This is a genomic window from Brenneria corticis (assembly GCF_003115855.1).
Taxonomy (GTDB): domain Bacteria; phylum Pseudomonadota; class Gammaproteobacteria; order Enterobacterales; family Enterobacteriaceae; genus Brenneria; species Brenneria corticis.
Genome location: NZ_KZ819097.1, coordinates 1 through 17,513 on the forward strand (window position 1 = coordinate 1; position 17,513 = coordinate 17,513).

The 17,513-nt window shown below is 55.6% G+C and carries 22 protein-coding genes; 13 read left to right on the forward strand and 9 right to left on the reverse strand.

Going from position 1 to position 17,513, the window contains the following annotated elements:
- The 8 genes from DDT56_RS21125 to DDT56_RS21165 form a co-directional block, all read left to right on the forward strand.
- The coding region (locus DDT56_RS21125; protein ID WP_210417064.1) for a VENN motif pre-toxin domain-containing protein at positions 1-1,196 on the forward strand (1,196 nt) is incomplete at its 5' end.
- 3 nt (positions 1,197-1,199) lie between these two features.
- Positions 1,200-1,637: a hypothetical protein gene (locus tag DDT56_RS21130; RefSeq protein ID WP_136168357.1), complete on the forward strand. Its 438-nt coding sequence runs from the start codon at positions 1,200-1,202 to the stop codon at positions 1,635-1,637.
- A gap of 690 nt (positions 1,638-2,327) precedes the next feature.
- Positions 2,328-2,675, forward strand: coding sequence for a hypothetical protein (locus tag DDT56_RS21140; protein ID WP_136168358.1), 348 nt, complete (start codon positions 2,328-2,330; stop codon positions 2,673-2,675).
- Between the two features lies 1 nt (position 2,676).
- The gene (locus DDT56_RS21145) at positions 2,677-2,982 is read left to right on the forward strand and encodes a hypothetical protein (protein WP_136168359.1); all 306 of its coding nucleotides are present in this window, start codon (positions 2,677-2,679) and stop codon (positions 2,980-2,982) included.
- A gap of 263 nt (positions 2,983-3,245) precedes the next feature.
- Positions 3,246-3,503 (forward strand): hypothetical protein, encoded by a 258-nt coding sequence (locus DDT56_RS21150; protein WP_136168360.1) that lies wholly within the window; start codon positions 3,246-3,248, stop codon positions 3,501-3,503.
- A 69-nt stretch (positions 3,504-3,572) separates the two neighbouring features.
- Positions 3,573-3,857, forward strand: a complete 285-nt coding sequence (locus DDT56_RS21155; RefSeq protein ID WP_136168361.1) for a damage-inducible protein J — start codon at positions 3,573-3,575, stop codon at positions 3,855-3,857.
- Positions 3,858-3,977: 120 nt separating this feature from the next.
- The gene (locus tag DDT56_RS21160; protein WP_136168362.1) at positions 3,978-4,235 is read left to right on the forward strand and encodes a type II toxin-antitoxin system ParD family antitoxin; all 258 of its coding nucleotides are present in this window, start codon (positions 3,978-3,980) and stop codon (positions 4,233-4,235) included.
- Positions 4,236-4,427: 192 nt separating this feature from the next.
- Positions 4,428-4,706 carry a type II toxin-antitoxin system ParD family antitoxin gene (locus tag DDT56_RS21165; RefSeq protein ID WP_136168363.1) on the forward strand — a complete coding sequence of 93 codons (279 nt, stop codon included), beginning with the start codon at positions 4,428-4,430 and terminating at the stop codon, positions 4,704-4,706.
- Between the two features lie 147 nt (positions 4,707-4,853).
- On the opposite strand, the gene DDT56_RS21170 is transcribed toward DDT56_RS21165, so the two are convergent.
- The 3 genes from DDT56_RS21170 to DDT56_RS21175 form a co-directional block, all read right to left on the reverse strand.
- Entirely contained in the window at positions 4,854-6,047 is a 1,194-nt protein-coding gene (locus tag DDT56_RS21170; RefSeq protein ID WP_136168364.1) for a serine hydrolase domain-containing protein, read from the reverse strand.
- 92 nt (positions 6,048-6,139) lie between these two features.
- A complete protein-coding gene (locus DDT56_RS24450) occupies positions 6,140-6,310 on the reverse strand; it encodes a hypothetical protein (RefSeq protein WP_168197661.1) in 171 nt (56 codons plus the stop codon).
- The gene (locus tag DDT56_RS21175) at positions 6,310-7,530 is read right to left on the reverse strand and encodes a M20 peptidase aminoacylase family protein (protein ID WP_136168365.1); all 1,221 of its coding nucleotides are present in this window, start codon (positions 7,528-7,530) and stop codon (positions 6,310-6,312) included. Before DDT56_RS21175 ends, DDT56_RS24450 begins: the two co-directional genes overlap by 1 nt.
- A 304-nt stretch (positions 7,531-7,834) precedes the next feature.
- Here DDT56_RS21175 and nifH point away from each other — a divergent pair, with 304 nt between their 5' ends.
- Genes nifH through DDT56_RS21200 form a run of 5 tightly spaced genes read left to right on the forward strand, consistent with a single transcriptional unit; the run spans position 7,835 to position 12,794 of the window.
- Positions 7,835-8,719: a nitrogenase iron protein gene (nifH, locus tag DDT56_RS21180; RefSeq protein ID WP_136168366.1), complete on the forward strand. Its 885-nt coding sequence runs from the start codon at positions 7,835-7,837 to the stop codon at positions 8,717-8,719.
- 10 nt (positions 8,720-8,729) lie between these two features.
- The gene (gene nifD / locus DDT56_RS21185) at positions 8,730-10,178 is read left to right on the forward strand and encodes a nitrogenase molybdenum-iron protein alpha chain (protein ID WP_136168367.1); all 1,449 of its coding nucleotides are present in this window, start codon (positions 8,730-8,732) and stop codon (positions 10,176-10,178) included.
- A gap of 58 nt (positions 10,179-10,236) precedes the next feature.
- Complete coding sequence (gene nifK / locus DDT56_RS21190; RefSeq protein ID WP_136168368.1) at positions 10,237-11,802, forward strand: nitrogenase molybdenum-iron protein subunit beta; 1,566 nt, start codon at positions 10,237-10,239, stop codon at positions 11,800-11,802.
- Positions 11,803-11,860: 58 nt separating this feature from the next.
- Positions 11,861-12,076, forward strand: a complete 216-nt coding sequence (gene nifT, locus DDT56_RS21195) for a putative nitrogen fixation protein NifT (RefSeq protein WP_136168369.1) — start codon at positions 11,861-11,863, stop codon at positions 12,074-12,076.
- A gap of 52 nt (positions 12,077-12,128) precedes the next feature.
- On the forward strand, positions 12,129-12,794 hold the full coding sequence (locus tag DDT56_RS21200) for a NifB/NifX family molybdenum-iron cluster-binding protein (protein ID WP_168197665.1): 666 nt from the start codon (positions 12,129-12,131) through the stop codon (positions 12,792-12,794).
- 30 nt (positions 12,795-12,824) lie between these two features.
- Here DDT56_RS21200 and DDT56_RS21205 read toward each other — a convergent pair whose 3' ends face one another.
- The 6 genes from DDT56_RS21205 to DDT56_RS21230 form a co-directional block, all read right to left on the reverse strand.
- Positions 12,825-13,736: an ROK family protein gene (locus DDT56_RS21205; RefSeq protein ID WP_136168371.1), complete on the reverse strand. Its 912-nt coding sequence runs from the start codon at positions 13,734-13,736 to the stop codon at positions 12,825-12,827.
- A gap of 36 nt (positions 13,737-13,772) precedes the next feature.
- Entirely contained in the window at positions 13,773-14,633 is an 861-nt protein-coding gene (locus tag DDT56_RS21210) for a ketose-bisphosphate aldolase (RefSeq protein ID WP_136168372.1), read from the reverse strand.
- A 90-nt stretch (positions 14,634-14,723) separates the two neighbouring features.
- Complete coding sequence (locus DDT56_RS21215) at positions 14,724-15,575, reverse strand: class II fructose-bisphosphate aldolase (RefSeq protein ID WP_136168373.1); 852 nt, start codon at positions 15,573-15,575, stop codon at positions 14,724-14,726.
- Positions 15,576-15,587: 12 nt separating this feature from the next.
- A complete protein-coding gene (locus DDT56_RS21220) occupies positions 15,588-16,679 on the reverse strand; it encodes a PTS fructose transporter subunit IIC (RefSeq protein WP_136168374.1) in 1,092 nt (363 codons plus the stop codon).
- Positions 16,680-16,704: 25 nt separating this feature from the next.
- Positions 16,705-17,019: a PTS fructose transporter subunit IIB gene (locus DDT56_RS21225; RefSeq protein ID WP_009112673.1), complete on the reverse strand. Its 315-nt coding sequence runs from the start codon at positions 17,017-17,019 to the stop codon at positions 16,705-16,707.
- Between the two features lie 22 nt (positions 17,020-17,041).
- Entirely contained in the window at positions 17,042-17,512 is a 471-nt protein-coding gene (locus tag DDT56_RS21230; protein ID WP_136168375.1) for a PTS sugar transporter subunit IIA, read from the reverse strand.
- Position 17,513 lies beyond the last annotated feature (1 nt).

Here is a 17,513-nt window from a genome sequence, read left to right on the forward strand (position 1 = left end):
AAGGCGTGAGCGCCGACGAGATAGAGGCGCGGATACAAAGCAGCGAAGAAGTGCAGGCGGTCGAGCGTGAGTATGGCGCAGGCAGTGAGTTCTGGACGGCGGGAACGGCCCTGACGGCGGTGCTGGCGGGAGGACTTGGCGGCAACGCAACCGGCGTGGTGACGGGAGCGGCGGCGCCGTATCTGGCGGGGCTGGTGAAGGAGGTGAGTCAGGACAATGAGTCAGCCCGCATCGCGTTGCATACGGTACTGGGCGCGTTTCTGGCCCAGGCGCAGGGCGGCAGCGCCGCGGGAGGCGCGGCGGGCGGGCTGGTGTCGTCCGCCGGCGCGCAAGCGCTGACAACGCTCCTCTATCCGGGGGTAAAAGCGGAAGAACTGACGGGTGAGCAGAAAGAGCTGATAGCGAACCTGATCACCCTAGCGGGCGCTGGCGCGGGCGGACTTGTCGGTGGTAACCTTACAGGCGCCGGAAGCGGAGCGAATACGGCGAAGAATGAGGTTGAGAATAATTTCCTCGGTAAAGCGCTGGTTGAAGGGTGTGCGATAGCGGCACCATGCCGAACCAAGGTAGCGGAACAGTTGCTTGAAATCGGCGTGAAAGCGGGCATTACCGGTGTTGTAGCGAAAGAAATCGCGGATAACCTCTCGTCGGAGGAACTGGAACATCTCGTCACCCTGGAAATGATGGGTAATGACGAAATAACTGGTAATTATCTGAGTTCGTTACAGGATAAGTATGCGCCTTCAAATACAGGCGGAAATCAGATTATCAATCCGGGGCCGACCAATACGGGTGGAGACCAGACCGCAACCGGAAACGTACCAGCACATACGGGAAATAATCAGGCTTCAGGTCAGGTAGCGACAAATACCGGGAATACAGAAGGGGTGCCGGATACTGGCGGAAATACTACAGTAACGCCGATCCCGGACGGGCCGAATAAAGATGATTTGGCTTACTTGGCTCTTAAAGGAAAAGAAGCTCAAGAGGCTGCAAAAAATTTAGGATTCGACCGCAGGATTCCAGCACAGAAAGCGCCATTTAACTCACATGGTCAACCTGTATATTTTGACGGTAAAACCTATATCACTCCTGATATTGATAGCCACAATGTAACAGATGGTTGGAAAATGTTTGATCGAAAAGGGGAAAGACTGGGAACTTATGATAGTAATCTGAACAGGATTAAGGACTAATATATGTTTGGTATCTTCCCTGAAGGTAAGCCAGTAAATGTTGAGGGTGAACTTGTTTTGCCAGCATTAATAATCATTGATGAATTTTCAGAAATGATTAATATCCCTTTAACTTACTGGAGTATAAAGAATTATAAGAAATCTTGGCTAAAATCACTCGAAAAGGGTTTGGCAAGTAAAAAACATGCCACTTTAGCTGTATCAATGTATGAACCTGAAAATACGAATTTTTTATTTACTTGGGTTTTATATTTTTATGATGATAAAGTTTTTGTGCAAAATAAAGTCTTATTCCTTGATGAGTATCCTGATTTTACTGTGGATAAAATCAATGATTTTATAGAACCACGTATTACTCATAATGAAGATGGCATGAAAATATCTGAATGGAGTACTGACCTGAAAAGTGTTTTAGTTTTTTTTAATAGTCTTAATGATTAAAAAAATCCCTATCTAAACATAAGCTGATAACGGGAACGATGCCGGAGGGGCAAGGATAGTTGAAGGATATACGAACGGCGTACTGATAGTGGGTGTATGGTATCTGGGGCCGGCGGCGTCATTAGTTACTGGCGGGTTGGCTCCGGGGCGTAATATCTGGCAGAATGTGGGAATCGCAGCGGGGGGAGCAGTGTTCACGGATGGACCGAATGTTGGAGCAGTGGGTGGCGCTGCGACTGGTGCTTGGTTTGGTGCAAAATTTGGTCAATATGCACCTGATATTATAAATTCGGTAACAGGCAAAGATTTACCGGGATTTGTCTATGATGTTGGGGGGCATTCGTTTCAGAAACAGTGAACGATGTAAGTAAATATGCTCTTAAAATAAAAGAGAGCAAAAAATGATGAAAAATATTTTTAAGTACATATTCGTTTTCTTTTATTTTTCATTAGTTTTTTTTTACTTAGGTTACTTGTACGAATCGTTCTTGGTTTTATCCATCTAAACAAGTTCTATCTTTCATATGAAGGAGTTATGAGCAATTTGGTTAAAAGTCTGATTGCAGGGGCGCTATTACATTAGCGGCAATAGCTTTCAATCTGATAGATAAATACAAAGCTCGAAAAAGGCCACCTTCTGCCCCCGAATAACTAGCTAACAAATATCGCCCTTATTGGCGGGATTTTTACGTGGAGAATAACTTTTTCAGCCCGAATGACATGCCGAAAGGGTTGAAGGATGTAGGATTATCAATGACATCGTTGCATACCAATACCAACCTGCTGGATGAAAACGGTAACTTTGTGAATACAGGTGGTGCATATTTGGGAAGTAAAGCAAAGGGTGAAGATCCTACCGCATCAATGACCGGGAATGCAGTAGGTACAGTTATTGGTAATAAAGTAGGTGGGAAGTTCACCAGCAGATGCTTTCATGTAGGTTCAGAAATATCAGGAGCTATTTTTGGTAGCGGCGTTGGAGCCGTAACAGGATCTTCTGCGGAAGAGGCTATTAAAAGCTTCGCAACAGGTAAATAGAATGAAAGGTAATAAAGGCATATTGGCAAACACAGCCATGCTAATTTTTCTAGTTTTCGGATTCTCATTGTCTGGTGTTTTGATATGTATGATCGGTGTGCCATTAGGGATGATTGTTGCTTTCTTTAAAACAGGACAGTTGATCATAAATCTTGATGCCGTGATAAATTCTGCATTGTTTGCACTCAAAATTGGAGGAGGAATGGGGGCGGTTTCAGGAGGAGGGTTGTGGGTATTTGCAAAAATAATAGATGCTAAAAAACATTATTCTTCTAAAAGTGAGTATAATATAAATGAAAAGAAATAAGCCAACTTCCGATTTGTTATTTTTAAGTATCCTATACATGACAATCTGTTGTTTTTTGTTTTTGCTGATTGCCGATATATTAATTGATCTGTTTTTTTCTGGACAAATAAATATCAGTGTAGCTGTTTAAAAAAATAGAAGGTAGAGGAACGGATACAAAAAAGCTAGAACAACTGGTTACTATAATTCGGTGAATAACTTACGTGTGATCGTTAATTCAAAATCAGGTGATGTTGTGACAGTTTTCCAGGAGCGCCTTACAAATGAATGATGCAATAATGCGTGAAAAAGTTCGATACATTTTACTTCATGAATGGGATCCCATTGGAGTAAGTGAGTTGACTGAGGCACAGGATGAATATGATTCTTATGTCCAACCAATGTGTGAAATTATTAATCAGGGCAAAGACGCAACAGAGATTTATAGTTACCTTTGTTGGATTGTGAATGATTATATGTGCCTTGATATTGATGAAGAAACTAATCGCATAGTTGCGTCTAAACTATCAATGTTGCATTGATAATTCCCTCCGGCCAGTTTGAACTGACCCCATGATGTTGGGACTTGCCCCTACAAGTAAGGGCTTATTATGAGCATAATCCACTTCCGAATAGATGAAGAAACCAAACGTCTGGCAATGCAGGCAGCGAAACGACTGAAGATGAGCCTGACAGAAGTGATGCGCCAACGAGAAGAAGAACTGGCCGCAGAAGAGCGCCGCTATCAGGATGGTGAACACGAGATCTGGCTGGAGAAGCAACTGTCCGAAGCGTTCAGCCGCTATGATACCAGTGAGGTCGAGTTCATTAGTTATGAAGAAATGAATCTCCGAATGGACGAACTGAAGAGGTTGGCAGAGCGGGGTAAGTTGTGACCATTAGAGCGATGTCGACAGCAGATAAAACATATCAGGAAGAAGGGGTTGACGGAGCGGGAAAGGAAAAAAATACTAACAGATAATAATAGATACTATCCTGCGTGGTTGGAGGCAATGATGGCAACCAGTATCGCGTTAAGTCCTTACTTCGAGCAATTTATCCGTGAACAAATCGAAAGCGGTCGCTACAACAATGTAAGCGAGGTCATCCGTGCAGGTTTACGGGCGCTGGAGGAGCGAGAGCAGCAGGTAAAGCTTGATGCGCTACGGACGGCGGTAGAGTTGGGTGTGAACAGCGGAAAAGGCAAAGATGCTGAAGCGGTGTTCGGGCGTCTGTCGCAGAAATACCGGCGCATGGCGGAAGGTAAGAAATGACCGTATCGCCGCAGGCAGAACAGGATATCGAGGCGTCCGCTCAGTGGTCTCTGCTATTGCTGGTTGTTGTGGAGAATAACTTTTTCCATCCGGTTTTCATGCCGAAAGGATAAGGCGGGAAGTTCGGCACCTGACAGTGGCGAAAAGAATGAGTATGATTAAATCCTACTCGATGAAAGACAGGGGTTACCAATGAGAACAACACAGCAAATGAGCATTACGCTGCCGAATGAAATGGCGGCGCAGGTGAAAGCGCGTGTTGCCAGCGGCGAATATGCTTCAGAAAGCGAGGTTATCAGGGAAGGACTCAGGGCGCTAATGGCACGAGACAACGCGGTGGAAAAATGGCTGCGGGAACAAGTCGTTCCGGCGTGGGACAGCCTGCAACGCGGTGAAAGTGAAAGCCTCAGTGGCAACGATATCAGGGAAAGACTGAAAGCCGAGCACAAAAAGGCCACCGGAGAGGAATAATGGGGTACAGCGTGGTGTTCGCACCAGAAACGGAGGAACAACTGGCCGAACGCACGGTGGCCAGGACTATGAAAGCGACTTGCAGTCTGATGAAATCGACTGAACGCACCGTATTAGCAATAGTTCAAAAAGCCCGCAAAGCGCCAATCACTCCCCGCTCGCCACGCCATAAATAGCATCCCGCAGGTCGGCGACAAAGCTGCCGGAAACCCCTTCATACAACGTATTGGTGAGCGCCACCGCGCTTAGCCCCTGGGTTTTGTCGACAAACCACGAATGGCCGTAGACGCCGCCCCAGCGCCAGGTGCCGACGGACTCCGGAGAGCTCGCGGCCTGGGGATCGCCGAGTACGGAGAAGCCCAGCCCGAAGCCGACGCCCGGCGCATCGGGCAGAGATTGCCCGCCGATTTGATCGCGGCCCATTTCGTCAACCAGGTCGGCGGAAAGCAAAGGAGAACCACCTTGGCGCAGCGTTTCCAGCAGCGTTAATATATCCCCGGCGGTTCCGACCATCCCGGCGCCGCCGGACGGAAACGCCTGCCGATTGTACGCCCGCGCCAGCGAATAACGGACGCCGATGGCGTTTTCGTCAAAGGGAATAATCTCCCCTTCTTGCAGACGGCGGGGCGAGGGCGAGTGGTTAACGTAAGGGGTTACCAGGCGTTCGGCATCGCGCACATAAAAATCGCTATCGTCCATCCGCAGCGGACCGGTGACCAGCTCCCGAACGGCGTCTCCCAGCGGCTGGTTGCAAACCCGCTCAATAACCGCGCCCAGTACGTCCATCGACAGTGAATATCCCCAGTCACGGCCCGGCGCATACAGCAAGGGGACGCTTGCCAGCCGGCGCAGGTTTTCCGCCAGGGTAATATCCGCGTTATCAAGGCCGTCGGAAACCCCGGCGCGCGCGTAAGGTCCGCGATCGTCGCTTTCCTGAAAACGGTAGCCCAGTCCGGCGGTATGGCTGAGCAACTGACGCGGCGTGATTACTGCAATATCGCCGTTTGCCAGCCGCGGCTGAAAATCGGGCAGCCATTGGCGGATATCCTCATCAAGCCCCAGCCTGCCTTGCCCCACCAGCACCATCGCCGCCGTCGCCACGATCGGTTTAGTGACCGACGACAGGCGAAACAGCGCATCTTCCGTCATTGGCTTCCCGGCCTCCCGATCGGCCAGGCCCGCGGCGCGATGGAACAGATTTTCGCCGTGCCGGCGGACCAGAATCACGGCGCCGACGATACGCTGTTCGGCGATGGCTCGATCAATCACGGCATTCAGTCGGGCGGACAGGTTTTGGTTGGCGGTTTCATTGCCGATAGTCGGCGGCGAGATTTGTGACATGACCAGCTCCTGGTTTTCATACGCTGCGCGGATAAAGGAAAATATACCCTTTCAGTTGCGCATATTCATCGATTTTCTTATGCGGCCCGGCGTTAAAGCTCAAAGCCGGGCGCAACGACTTTCGGCTTACATTCCGCGGGTTTGGGCGTTCCGGCCGGAATGTTTTTACAGTCGGGCGCGAAAGGATTAAGCGCATCGCGGTTGAGATAGAGGATAAACACCACCAGTATGATCAAAGGAATCAGGATACGTTTTCTTTTCATTAGACGGAGATATTTTTGCTGTGTCGGTTATTAAGTTGTACCACCGGCGATGACGCATGATTCAACGCCGCCTGTTGATGCAATGCCGCTTCAGCCAGTTGGGCAAAATAGCGCGCCGCGGGAGAGATAGCGCTTTCATCCGGATTGAATTGCGGATGATGCAGCCCGAACTCGCTATTCGAACCTATGCTGACAAAGGCTCCCGGTATCTGCTGAAGATAGAGCGCAAAGTCTTCGCCGCTCATTTGCAACTCGGCGTTTTCCACTTTGTAACCCGCATCATGGGCGATTTTCTTGCTGAAATCCACCCAGTAGGGGGTATTGACCACCGAGGGCGGTCCCGGCTGCCAATTCAACTGCGCTTTCGCCCCCAGGGCGAGGGTAATGCCGTTAATCAACTGTTCGATACGCGCGGGGATCTGCTCGCGGATGCGGGTGCTGTAGGTGCGCACCGTGCCTTCCAGCTCCACCGTTTGCGGCAGCACGTTCCAGGTGTTGCCGCCCTGAATGCGCGTAACGCTGATAACCAGCGACTCCAGCGAGCTAAAGCTGCGGCTGGGCAAGGTTTGCAAGGCATTCACAATATTGCAGGCGGTGACGATACTATCAATCCCTTCTTCGGGTTTGGCGGCGTGGGCGCCTTTGCCCGTTACGCTGATGGAGAAGCGGTCGACGTTGGCGTAAAAGGCGCCGCTGCGGCTGGCGAAAGTGCCGGCGGGCAGCTCGGGAGCGTTATGTAAGCCGAAAATGGCGGAAACGTCGTTCAGCGCGCCGGCGCCGATCAGCTGCAGAGCGCCGGTGGAGACCTCTTCCGCCGGCTGAAAAAGAATACGCACTTTGCCGGGCAGCGCCTGTTCGCGTTTTTTCAGCAGACAGGCGGCGCCGAGCATCACCGCGGTGTGGAAATCATGGCCGCAGGCGTGCATCACCCCGGCGTGCTGCGAACGAAAAGCGACATCGGTCAGTTCTTCAATGGGAAGGGCGTCGATATCGGCGCGCAGCGCGACGATCGGACCGGGGCCGTCGCCAATTTCCGCCACCACGCCGGAAGTCAACGCCAGCGGCAGTAAACGAACGCCTTTCTTTTTTAGCCAGCGGGTAATTTTAACGGTGGTTTGTTGTTCCTGATTGGATAGTTCCGGGTATTGATGCAACTCTCGTCGCCAGGTGATGAGTTGTTGGTCGAACAAATCGTTACGACAGTCAGAATGTTCAGACATAGCGAAAACCATTTAATGATGAGTTGAAACAAAGGTAGTTGAAGGGGGGGGCGAACATAAATACCGTCTTGTTATATTTCATAGCGGATTATCATGACCGGTTGCACTCGACATTCGCCCGAATTTCGCCTGTCGCCTTTGTCTTCTTTACAACAATTAGTCACGTTATTGTACCTAACCCCCCGCGTCAGACCCAATCCTCAATATAAAATATTATTATTTATCATAACATTGCCATGTTTTGTCCGGCTGGTATGCCCCCTGCAAGATAAAAAGGACATTCACGGTGCAAGAGGAATAGATCATGGCAATACGTCAGTGTGCGATTTATGGCAAAGGTGGGATTGGCAAGTCCACCACTACGCAAAATCTGGTGGCGGCGCTCGCCGAACTGGGTAAGAAAGTGATGATTATCGGCTGCGATCCCAAAGCGGATTCAACGCGCCTGATCCTGCATGCCAAGGCGCAAAACACCATTATGGAAATGGCCGCCGAAGTCGGCTCGGTGGAAGATTTGGAGCTGGAAGACGTGCTGCAAATAGGCTACGGCGGCGTGCGCTGCGCCGAATCCGGCGGTCCGGAGCCGGGCGTCGGCTGCGCCGGGCGCGGGGTGATTACCGCCATCAACTTTCTGGAGGAGGAAGGCGCGTATGAAGACGATCTGGATTTCGTGTTTTACGACGTACTGGGCGACGTGGTGTGCGGCGGGTTCGCCATGCCGATTCGTGAAAACAAGGCTCAGGAGATCTATATCGTCTGCTCCGGCGAAATGATGGCGATGTACGCGGCCAACAATATCTGCAAAGGGATCGTCAAATACGCCAAGTCCGGGAAGGTACGTCTGGGCGGGTTGATTTGCAACTCCCGCCAGACCGACCGGGAAGACGAGCTGATCATCGCGCTGGCCGACAAACTCGGCACCCAGATGATCCACTTCGTCCCGCGCGACAACATCGTGCAGCGCGCCGAAATCCGCCGGATGACGGTGATCGAATACGATCCGACCTGTAAGCAGGCGGACGAGTATCGCACCCTGGCCAGCAAGATCGTCAACAACACCAAAATGGTGGTTCCAACGCCGGTCACCATGGATGAGCTGGAAGCTTTGCTGATGGAGTTCGGGATCCTCGATGAAGAAAACGAGGCCATTATCGGTAAAACGGCGGCGGAAGAAGCGGCGTCCGCCTGAGGAACATCATATGACAGACACCATTATACAGCGGAATCAGGCGCTGATTCAGGAAGTGCTTGAGGTCTTCCCGGATAAAACCCGCAAAGAGCGCGCCAGGCATATCATGACCGTTGAGCCGGGGATGGAGTCGGTGGGGAAATGCATTATTTCCAACCGCAAGTCCCAGCCGGGCGTGATGACGGTGCGCGGCTGCGCCTATGCCGGCTCGAAAGGAGTGGTTTTCGGGCCGATCAAGGATATGGCGCATATCTCGCACGGGCCGATTGGCTGCGGCCAATACTCCCGCGCCGGGCGGCGTAACTATTACACCGGCATGAGCGGTATCGACAGCTTCGGCACGGTGAATTTCACCTCGGATTTTCAGGAGAAAGACATCGTTTTCGGCGGCGACAAAAAGCTGCGCCAGCTGATTGATGAGCTTGAACTGCTCTTCCCGCTGACCAAGGGGATCAGCATTCAGTCAGAGTGCCCGGTGGGGCTGATTGGCGATGATATCGAAGCCGTGGCGCGCTCGGCGAAAGAGCAGCTCGGCAAGCCGGTGATCCCGGTGCGCTGTGAAGGATTTCGCGGCGTATCGCAATCGCTGGGGCACCATATCGCCAACGATGTGATCCGCGACTGGGTATTGCCCGCCCGCGACGATCAACCATTCGCCGCCACGCCTTATGACGTCGCCATCATCGGCGACTACAACATCGGCGGCGACGCCTGGTCTTCCCGTATTCTGCTGGAGGAGATGGGGCTGCGGGTGGTGGCCCAGTGGTCGGGCGACGGTACGCTGGTGGAAATGGAAAAAACGCCCAAGGTGAAGCTCAACCTGGTGCACTGTTACCGTTCGATGAACTACATCTCACGCCATATGGAAGAGAAATACGGCATTCCGTGGATGGAATACAACTTCTTCGGTCCGACGCAGATCGCCGCCTCGCTGCGTAAAATCGCCGCGCTGTTCGACGGCGCCATTCAGGCGAATGCGGAAGCGGTAATTGCCCGTTATCAGGCGCAGACCGACGCGATAATCGCCAAATATCGCCCGCGGCTGGAGGGGAAAAAAGTGTTGCTGTACGTCGGCGGGCTGCGTCCGCGCCACGTTATCGGCGCTTATGAAGATCTCGGTATGGAGATTATGGCCGCCGGTTATGAGTTCGCCCATAACGACGACTACGACCGCACCTTGCCCGACCTGAAAGAGGGAACGCTGCTGTTTGACGATCTCAGCACCTATGAGCTGGAAGAGTTCGTCAAACGCCTGAAGCCGGACCTGGTGGGGTCGGGGATCAAGGAAAAATACGTGTTCCAGAAGCTGGGCATGCCGTTCAGGCAGATGCACTCCTGGGATTACTCCGGCCCTTATCACGGCTATGACGGCTTCGCCATCTTCGCCCGCGATATGGATATGACGCTAAACAACCCTTGCTGGACACAGCTACGCGCGCCCTGGCTGCAATCCGCCTGAGGCCCGACATCCTTTTGTCCCGTCAGTTCACCGATTTGTGGCGCGGGAGGAGAATACGATGAGCCAGAATACCGAGAAAGTAAAAGCCTGTTACCCGCTGTTTGAGCAGCCGGAATATCAGGCGCTGTTCGCTAGCAAAAGCGAGCTGGAAGAGGGGCACGGCAAGGAGCGCGTGCGGGAGGTCTTCGAATGGACGACGACCCCGGAATATGAGGCGTTGAACTTTCAGCGTCAGGCGCTGACCGTGGACCCGGCGAAAGCCTGCCAGCCCCTGGGCGCCGTGCTCTGCGCGCTCGGGTTTGAAAAAACGCTGCCCTATGTGCACGGTTCCCAGGGATGCGTCGCCTATTTCCGCACCTATTTCAACCGCCACTTTAAAGAGCCGGTGGCCTGCGTCTCCGACTCGATGACGGAAGACGCCGCGGTGTTCGGCGGCAATAACAATATGAACCAGGGGCTACAAAACGCCAGCGCGCTGTATAAGCCGGAAGTGATCGCGGTTTCCACCACCTGCATGGCGGAGGTGATCGGCGATGATCTGCAGGCCTTTATCAGCAATGCCAAAAAAGACGGCTTTGTGGATGACGCCATTGCCGTGCCTTACGCCCATACGCCCAGCTTTATCGGCAGCCATATCACCGGCTGGGACAATATGTTCGAAGGGTTCGCCCGCACCTTTACCCAGGGCGTCGAGGGGTATCAGCCCGGCAGCAACGGCAAAATCAATCTGGTCGCCGGCTTTGAAACCTATCTCGGCAACTACCGGGTACTGAAACGCATGATGGCGCAGATGGCGGTGCCGTGTTCGCTGCTGTCCGACCCGTCGGACGTGCTGGATACCCCGGCCGACGGCCATTATCGCCTGTATGCCGGCGGCACCACCCAGGCTGAAATGCGCGATGCGCCCAACGCCATCGATACGCTGCTGTTGCAACCCTGGCATTTGGTTAAAAGCAAAAAAGTGGTGAGGGATGACTGGCGGCAGCCGGCCACGGAGGTTGCGGTGCCGATGGGACTGGCCGCCACGGATGACTTTCTGATGACCGTCAGCCAGCTGACCGGCAAGCCCATCCCAGAGGCGCTGGCGCTGGAGCGCGGCCGGCTGGTGGATATGATGCTGGATTCCCATACCTGGCTGCACGGTAAACGCTTCGGCATTTACGGCGATCCCGATTTCCTGATGGGGCTCACCCGCTTCCTGCTGGAATTGGGCTGCGAACCGGCGGTGATCCTCTGCCACAACGGCAACAAACGCTGGCAGAAAGCGATGAACAAACTGCTGGAGTCGTCTCCCTACGGTCGGGAGAGCGAGGTGTTTATCAACTGCGATCTGTGGCATTTCCGTTCGCTGATGTTCACCCGCCAGCCGGACTTTATGATCGGCAACTCCTACGGCAAGTTTATTCAGCGCGATACCAAAGCCAAAGGCGACCAGTTTGAGGTTCCGCTGATCCGCATCGGTTTCCCGATCTTCGATCGCCACCATTTACACCGGGCGACCACCTGGGGCTATGAAGGCGCGATGACCATGCTGACCACGCTGGTGAACGCCATACTGGAAAAACTCGACGGCGACACCATGGCGCTGGGTAAAACCGATTACGGTTACGACCTGGTTCGCTAACGACGTCAGCGCCTCCCCCTGCAAAGGGGGAGCAATTTGCCGACCCACAGGAGGGCGTATGGCCAACATCATTCTTCGTCAGCGCGCTGACGGCATACATTGTTATATCGCCAAAAAAGATCTGGAAGCCAGAGTCACGTTTCTGGAGTTCGACCAGCCCGACCGCTGGGGCGGACGGCTACGGCTTGAAGGGGGAGAGGACTGGTTTATTACGCCGCTGACGGCGAAGCCCACGTTTCCCGTCACCCTGCGCGCCAAAAAATATGCATGCTAACCGTCGATCGCCGCCGCGACGATCGCGATAAACACCGGAGATGCTCATGAGCCTGACACGGGACGATTTACTTTTCTGGCGGCTGTTCGCCCTGGCGCAGCTGCTGCCGGAAATTGCCCCCGCCACCTTGATTAACTGGCTGGAAGCCACCTGCGATGAGGCGCTGACGCTGGAGCGGCTGTCAGCCCTGTCGCTGGATGAGCTATCCCGCCATTTACCCGTTGATAACCACGTACTTACCGTTGCCCGCTGGCAGCAAATCATGGATTGCCTGCACGGCAATCTTCCGCCTCATTTAACCGAACAGTCCGAACGCAAGCAGGGACAACAGTTACAGGTGGCGTTCGCTTCCAGCAACGGTTTGACGGTTAACGGTCACTTCGGCCAGTGCCGCCTGTTCTTTATTTACGCCTGGGATCGGCAAGGGCCGTTTCTCAGCGCCTTGCGGCGTTATCAGCCGCAGGAGGGAGAGGAGGGGAACGAAGGGCGCTTGCGCCTGCTGAGCGATTGCCACCTGCTGTTTTGCGAGTCGATCGGCGGGCCGGCGGCGGCCAGGGTGATCCGCCACAATATTCACCCGATCAAGGTTCCCGCGGCCACCACCATCGACGGGCAATTACAGGCCCTGCAAAAGATGATCGCCGAGCATATGCCGCCCTGGCTGGCGAAACGGCTGGGAAAAGACAACCCGCTGCAACGGCGGCAGTTCGGTTTTTGATCCATAAGCCGACGGGCGATGCCGTGCCCGTCAGGCGGATATCTCTTTACCCATCCAGGCCGCGCCCCGTACGCCGCTGTCGTCGCCGTGAACCGCCTGCACGATAGGGGTACAGAACCGATCGGTGAACGCGTAAGCGGCCACGCGCGATGAGATGTCCCGGTATAGCCCCGCTACATTGGAAAGCCCGCCGCCGAAGACGATCACATCGGGGTCGATCAAATTCACTATCGTTGCCAGCATTCTGGCCAATTGGTCGAGGTAGAGATCAAATTGACGAGCGGCCGCGGCGTCCCCCGATTCCGCCAGCGCCACGATATCCTGCGCCGTGGCCTTGCGTCCGGTAAGCGACAAATAACGCTCGGCAAGCCCGGTGCCGGAAACAAAAGACTCCACGCAGTTGCGCTGCCCGCAGTAGCAGTTGGCGGCGGGGCCATCCCTGGCCGGATCGTAACCCGGCAAGGGGTTGTGTCCGCACTCCGCCGCGTTGCCGTGGCCGCCGGCAATCACCTGCCTATCGATCACCAGCCCGCCGCCGCAGCCGGTGCCGAGCGTGACGCCGAACACCATGCGGTGGCCCTTGCCGGCGCCGTCCAAGGCTTCAGACAGGGTAAAGCAGTTGGCGTCGTTGGCGATGGCGACGCGCTGGTTCAGGCGCCGCTGCAAATCCTGCTGCAGCGGCCGGCCGTTGAGCGGCAGAATGTTGGAGTTCTTGATCAGCCCGGTAAGCGGCGAAACGCCGCCCGGCAGGGCGATGCCGATCGACAACGGAACGCTAAACCTGCCCTGCAGCGCGGCGATTATCCGGCACACGTCGCTCAGGAACTGGGCGTAGCTCTCTTTGCGGGTGGCGGTGCGCTGTTGCAGCAGCACCGCGCCATTTTCACCGAGCACCGCGGCGGCAATTTTTGTGCCGCCGATATCCAGGCCTAAATATGGCATTGTCTCCTCCATTGCGGCCGGGCGGCGGGCCGCCGCTTAGTACAGACCGGCCTTGCCGGTGGAGCCGAACAGCGCCATTTTGTAGCGGATCACCGCTTTGGCCGCCTTGATGGGTTCCGGGTAGATGGCGTTCGGGTCCCACCAGGTTTCCCGGCTTAGTATCTCGCGCGCCTTCTGGAAGTAGGCGTACTTCATGTCGCTGGAAATATTGATTTTGCCTACTCCCAGCGTCACCGCTTCGGCAATCTCGGCGTCCGGGTTGGCGGAACCGCCGTGCAGCACCAGCGGGATCGGCAGCCGCTCGGAGATGTCGCGCAGGATGTGCATTTGCAGTTGCGGTTTCATATCCTTCGGGTAGATGCCGTGCGCGGTGCCGATCGCCACCGCCAGCGTATCCACGCCGGTACGTTTGACGAAGTCTTCCGCCTGCGCCGGCTCGGTATAGATCACCTTGGTGACGCCGCCTTCGATGGTGGTGCCGGTATCGCCGATGGTGCCCAGCTCGCCTTCAACGGAAACCCCCACCGCGTGCGCCAGTTCCACCACTTCCCGCGTCAGCGCCACGTTTTCCTCATACGGCAACAGCGAACCGTCGATCATCACCGAGGTGAAGCCGCACTGGATGGCGCGCAGCACGTGGGCGATCGACGCGCCATGATCCAGGTGGATGACAAACGGCACCGGGCTGCGCAGCGTGCGTTCGCGCACGTAGGCGAAGAATTCGTCGGTAACGAACTCCAGCTCGCTGGGGTGGATGGAAATAATCGCCGGCGTATGGGTGGACTCCGCTTCTTCCACCACCGCACGGATAAAGCAGCTGTCCGCCACGTTGAAAGCCCCGATGGCGAAACGGTGCTCACGGGTGGGCTTGAGCATTTCGTGCATTGAAATCAACATGTTACTCTCCTTTCGTCTCTGATTAGGGGTAAAACTTTCCCGCACCGGCGCGGCGCGCCGATGGTTATGCGTGAACGAGTGAAACGCGGCTTAGGCCTTTTGGGCGGAGCCGGACCAGCCCAGATATTCCAACACTACGTCGCGGCAGGCGGATTCCATTACCGCCATCACCTCGGCCAGTTCGCTGGCAGGGTGCTGTTGCAGAACCTGTTGCAGCGCGGTTTTGCCGGCGGCGAACACCGCCGCGCCGACGTTGATCTTCGCCACGCCGTACCGGCTGACGCGGCGGATATCTTCGGCGCGGGTACCGCTGCCGCCGTGCAGCGCCAGCGGCACCGACGATGCCTCATGCAGCGCGGCCAGGCGCTCGAAGTTAATCTGCGGCGTTACGTCGGGCGGGTACAGCCCGTGCGCGGTGCCGACCGAAACGGCCAGCAGGTCGATGCCGGTTTGGCTGATAAACGGCCGCACGTCTTCCACCTGCGTCATCTTCACCGCGGCATCGGCCAGATCGTAAACCGGCGCATCGGCGATATGGCCCAGTTCGCCTTCCACGCACACCTCCGCGGTGGCCGCTATTCGCGCCACCCGGCGGGTCTGGCGGATGTTTTCCGCCAGCGGCCGGCTGGAGGCGTCGATCATCAGGCCGCTGAAGCCGGCGCGGAATGCCTGGCCGATCAGATCGAACGCGGTGCCGTGGTCCAGGCTGAGCGCCACCGGTACTACGGCCTGCTGCGCCAGCGCGCTGACCACCGCCACCGCTACCGGAGGTGGAAAGTGCGCGCTGTGCCCCTGGTAAACGTTCAGGATCAGCGGCGCCCGCTGCCGCTCGGCGGCGCTGATGGCGGCTCGCGCGGTTTCCAGATTGAAACAGTTGATCGCCAGCACGGCGTACTGCCGCTGATAGGCGTCGGCGATAACGGCTTTCATTGGGGCGTACATAGCCACTCCTGTTTATTCAAGGGTGAATTTGATGTCTTCGTCGCGTACGTTGCCGTCGTCGATGTCGTCGAACTCTTCGTCCGCCTGCGTGACGCGTTTCTTCATCAGCGACAGCATCACGCCGCAGATGACCGTGCCGATGCCCAGCGCCAGGCAGAACATCAGCGGTTTGGTGAACAACGGCACCACGAACATGCCGCCGTGCGGCACCGGCGCTTCCACTCCCCAAACCATGATCAGCCCGCCGGCGATGGCCGAGGCGACCACGCAGCTGGCGACGACGCGCAGCAGATCGCGCGCGGCGATGGGGATCACCCCTTCGGTGATCATGCAGATTCCCATCGGAAAAGCGGCCTTCAGCGCCTCTTTCTCCGCTTTGGTGTATTTATGGCGCGTCAGCAGGAAGGAGAGGGTGATGCCGAACGGCGGGATGATCGACCCGACAAACTTCACCGCTTCCGGGCCGTAGATGCCGTCCACCAGCATGCCGTCGGCGAATAGCGACATGGTTTTATTCACCGGCCCGCCAAAATCGAAGGTGGCCATGGCGCCGAGGATCGCGCCCATCAGGAACTTCGAGCCGCCCTGCATGGATTCCAGCAGGTGGATCAGCGCCTTTTGCAGCCAGACGATGGGCTGGCCGATAAACGTCATCATCAGCAGCCCGGCGATGATGGTGCCGAGCACCGGCAGGATCATCACCGGCATCAGCCCCTGCATCGAGGCCGGCAGTTTGATGTAGCGGCGCAGCAGCAGTACGGTATAGCCCACCAGAAAGCCGCCGAGGATGCCGCCGATAAAGCCGGTCTGGATCTGCCCGCAGATAAAGCCGACGATCAGGCCGGGAGCGAAGCCGGGACGGTCGGCGATGGAGTAGGCGATGGCCGCGCTGATTAGCGGCACGATCAGCCCCATGCCCCAGCCGCCGATTTGGTTGAGCATCCAGGCGAAGCTGCCGGTTTTTTCCGCCACGTTGGTGCCGCCAATCACCTGGCCGAGGGCGATACAGATACCGGCGGCGACGATCAGCGGGATCATCCAGGAAATGCCGGTAAGCAGGTGCCCCTTTATTTCCTGGCCTAGTCTATTTTTGCTGTCGTTCATAATGTTATTCCCGAAAAGTTAATCTTCAGGCGCCTGCCAGCGAGCCCGCCACTTTTTCCAGAAACTTCACCGGGGACTTAATCACCACATCGGTTTTTACCCGGACGACCGGTTTGTCTTTGAATCTTTCTTCCCCTTTTATCTTGATGTCGGTGGCCAGGATCACCACGTCGGCGGCGGCGATATCCTCCGCGGATAATGCGTTTTCCGTGCCGATGGTGCCCTGGGTTTCCACCTTGATGTCGTGGTTCAGCGCCTTGGCGCCCTTGATAAGTTTTTCCCGCGCGATGTAGGTATGCGCGATGCCTGCCGTGCAGGCGGCTACACAAACTATTTTCATGTTATTCCTCGTCTTTTCCGGATTAGCAGAGGTCTGTTTCCGCGTACTGGCCGAACAGTTGGATAATTTTTTCCGGGTCGGGCTCGTTGAGCAGTCGGGCAATCACCTCATCGTCGGCCAGCGCGCTGGCAACCTGAGACAGCAGGCGGATATGCGTGGTGTTCTGGTCTTCCAGGCGCACGGCGAAAAGAATGATGCAGCGGACGTTGCTGCCGTCCAGCGTCTCCCAGGGGATGTCCTGCCGGGTGCGGCCGATGGCCAGCGTAGTTTGGGTCACCGCGGCGGATTTGCCGTGCGGGATGGCGATATGATTTTCAAAACCGGTGGAGCCTTCGGCTTCGCGCAGCCAGACGTCGCGAATAAAGGCCTCTTTGCAGAGAATGGCGCCGTCCTGATACAGCAGTTCGGTCAGTTCCTGAATAACTTCTTCTTTATTCCGCGCCGTCATGGCTAATTTGACGCGATTGGCATTGAGAATCTTATTAATGTCCATC

Coding starts and splice junctions, on each gene's coding strand:
- DDT56_RS21130 (WP_136168357.1), top strand. CDS start 1,200: ATGTTTGGTATCTTCCCTGAAGGTAAGCCAGTAAATGTTGAGGGTGAA.
- DDT56_RS21145 (WP_136168359.1), top strand. CDS start 2,677: ATGAAAGGTAATAAAGGCATATTGGCAAACACAGCCATGCTAATTTTT.
- DDT56_RS21150 (WP_136168360.1), top strand. CDS start 3,246: ATGAATGATGCAATAATGCGTGAAAAAGTTCGATACATTTTACTTCAT.
- DDT56_RS21155 (WP_136168361.1), top strand. CDS start 3,573: ATGAGCATAATCCACTTCCGAATAGATGAAGAAACCAAACGTCTGGCA.
- DDT56_RS21160 (WP_136168362.1), top strand. CDS start 3,978: ATGGCAACCAGTATCGCGTTAAGTCCTTACTTCGAGCAATTTATCCGT.
- DDT56_RS21165 (WP_136168363.1), top strand. CDS start 4,428: ATGAGAACAACACAGCAAATGAGCATTACGCTGCCGAATGAAATGGCG.
- DDT56_RS21170 (WP_136168364.1), bottom strand. CDS start 6,047: ATGTCACAAATCTCGCCGCCGACTATCGGCAATGAAACCGCCAACCAA.
- DDT56_RS24450 (WP_168197661.1), bottom strand. CDS start 6,310: ATGAAAAGAAAACGTATCCTGATTCCTTTGATCATACTGGTGGTGTTT.
- DDT56_RS21175 (WP_136168365.1), bottom strand. CDS start 7,530: ATGTCTGAACATTCTGACTGTCGTAACGATTTGTTCGACCAACAACTC.
- nifH (WP_136168366.1), top strand. CDS start 7,835: ATGGCAATACGTCAGTGTGCGATTTATGGCAAAGGTGGGATTGGCAAG.
- nifD (WP_136168367.1), top strand. CDS start 8,730: ATGACAGACACCATTATACAGCGGAATCAGGCGCTGATTCAGGAAGTG.
- nifK (WP_136168368.1), top strand. CDS start 10,237: ATGAGCCAGAATACCGAGAAAGTAAAAGCCTGTTACCCGCTGTTTGAG.
- nifT (WP_136168369.1), top strand. CDS start 11,861: ATGGCCAACATCATTCTTCGTCAGCGCGCTGACGGCATACATTGTTAT.
- DDT56_RS21205 (WP_136168371.1), bottom strand. CDS start 13,736: ATGCCATATTTAGGCCTGGATATCGGCGGCACAAAAATTGCCGCCGCG.
- DDT56_RS21210 (WP_136168372.1), bottom strand. CDS start 14,633: ATGTTGATTTCAATGCACGAAATGCTCAAGCCCACCCGTGAGCACCGT.
- DDT56_RS21215 (WP_136168373.1), bottom strand. CDS start 15,575: ATGTACGCCCCAATGAAAGCCGTTATCGCCGACGCCTATCAGCGGCAG.
- DDT56_RS21220 (WP_136168374.1), bottom strand. CDS start 16,679: ATGAACGACAGCAAAAATAGACTAGGCCAGGAAATAAAGGGGCACCTG.
- DDT56_RS21225 (WP_009112673.1), bottom strand. CDS start 17,019: ATGAAAATAGTTTGTGTAGCCGCCTGCACGGCAGGCATCGCGCATACC.
- DDT56_RS21230 (WP_136168375.1), bottom strand. CDS start 17,512: ATGGACATTAATAAGATTCTCAATGCCAATCGCGTCAAATTAGCCATG.